We start from the raw sequence: 1847 nt of genomic DNA, 5'->3' as shown, positions 1-1847 counted from the left end.
CCGCTGCGCGGCGGTGTACTGCGCGACCCGGCCGCCGGTGAACTCGACGCCGAAGTCCAGGCCGCGCCCGCCGATCCCGGCCAGCGCGAGCAGCAGCAGGCCCGCGCAGGCGCCCAGCCAGCGCCGCCGGTGGCGCATCAGCCGGGGCGGGCGCCGGGTCAGCCGGGTCCGGAGCCGGCCGACGGTGGCCATGCCGGTCAGGGCGGGCCGCCGGGCGACGGCCAGGCGCCGCACCGCCCACTCGGCGAGCAGCCGGGTGATCAGCATGGCCGAGAACATCGAGGCCAGCACGCCGATCGAGAGCGTCACCCCGAAGCCCTTCACCGGGCCGGTGGCGAACACGAAGAGCAGCCCGGCGGCGAGCAGCGTCGTCACGTTGGAGTCGGCCACCGCGCTCCACGCCTTCGCGAACCCGGTGCGCAGCGAGCGCCGCAGGTCGGGCTCCCTGCCGCGGCCGGCCGCCCGGGGCGCGGTGTACTCCTCCCTGGCCCGTTCGAAGACCAGCACGTTGGCGTCCACCGCCATGCCGATGGCGAGCACGAAGCCGGCCAGCCCGGGCAGGGTGAGCGTCGCGCCGAGCGCGACCACGGCCGCGTACGAGATCAGTCCGTAGAGGGCGAGCGCGACGGTGGCCAGCACCCCGAGCAGGCGGTACACCGCGATGATGAAGGCCCCGGTGCAGAGCAGGCCGATGACCGCGGCCAGGGCGCTGGCCCGGATCGCCTCGGCGCCGAGGGTGGGGCCGACGGTGCTCTGCTCGATCACCGTCACCGGGACGGGCAGCGCGCCGCCCTTCACCAGGGCCGCGAGGTCGCGGGCCTCGTCGGCCGAGAAGCCGCCGGTGATCTGCGTCGAACCGCCGGTGATGCCCCGTCCGCAGGGCACGCTGTCCTGGACGCCCGGGGCGGACAGGACGCGGTCGTCGAGCACGATGGCGACCCGGCGGGTGACGTCGCCCGGCGCGGCGCACGCCGCTTCCCCGGTGAGCCGGGCCCAGGCGTCGCCGGCCGAGCCGCGGAAGGAGAGGTCGACGCTCCAGCCCGCGCCCGTCTGGGTGTCGAGGACGGCCGAGGCGTCCTTGACGCCGTCGCCGGTCAGCGCGGGCGGGCCCAGCGCCAGGTGGGCACCCGGGAGACCGGGATCGGCGAGGACCCGGGAGCCGTCCGCCGCGGGGGGTCCGGCCGGGCCGTCGGCGATCGCGGTGACGGGGTGGAAGGTGAGCTGGGCGGTGCGGCCGATGACGCCGGCGGCCTCGCGGGGGTCCTGGACGCCGGGCAGTTCGACGACGATGCGCCGCTCCCCGGCGCGGGCGAGCGAGGGTTCGGCGACGCCGAGGCCGTCGACCCGGCGGCGCAGCACCTCCAGTGCCCGGTCGGTGGAGCCCGCGTCGGCGCGGACGGTGGGCGAGTCCTGGGTCTCCAGGACGATCCGGGTGCCGCCGCGCAGATCGAGACCGAGGCGCGGCGGGGTGGTCAGGGCGACGTAGAGCGAGAGACCGACGACGGCGAGCGCGACGAGCGCGCGCCAGAACGTGGCACGGCGAGAAGGCATGGGTACTCCACGGGCGGTCCGCGGGAGCCGGGCGTCCGCAGGGGGACGCCGCACCCGGGACGGGCGGACGCGAGGACTGGCGCACCGCCGGGAACGCTCCGGGCCGCGGGCAGGCCGCGGCACCCGGTCCGGCGGGCGCGATGGGACGTCAGCTGGACCGGGTGGAGGGGGGACCGCGGGTGAGGCGGGGGTCGTAGTGGCCGGACGGCGGGGCCCGCTCCTGGCGCGGCCCCGGGGCGAACACCCCGGGCCGGGGCCGGGGGGCGTCCGTCCACGCGCCCGGGAGCGCGGCCGGC

1 protein-coding gene is annotated in these 1847 nt (G+C 78.0%); it reads right to left on the bottom strand.

The features are described from left to right. Positions 1 to 1551, bottom strand: a 1551-nt coding sequence (secD, locus tag ABD308_RS04495) for a protein translocase subunit SecD (protein WP_344325860.1), incomplete at its 3' end; no start/stop codon positions are given. Between the last annotated feature and the right edge of the window lie 296 nt (positions 1552 to 1847).

This window comes from Kitasatospora putterlickiae (genome assembly GCF_039527695.1).
GTDB lineage: Bacteria > Actinomycetota > Actinomycetes > Streptomycetales > Streptomycetaceae > Kitasatospora > Kitasatospora putterlickiae.
The sequence above is the reverse complement of the archived record's forward strand: the minus strand, read 5'-3'. Positions and strand labels throughout refer to the sequence as shown.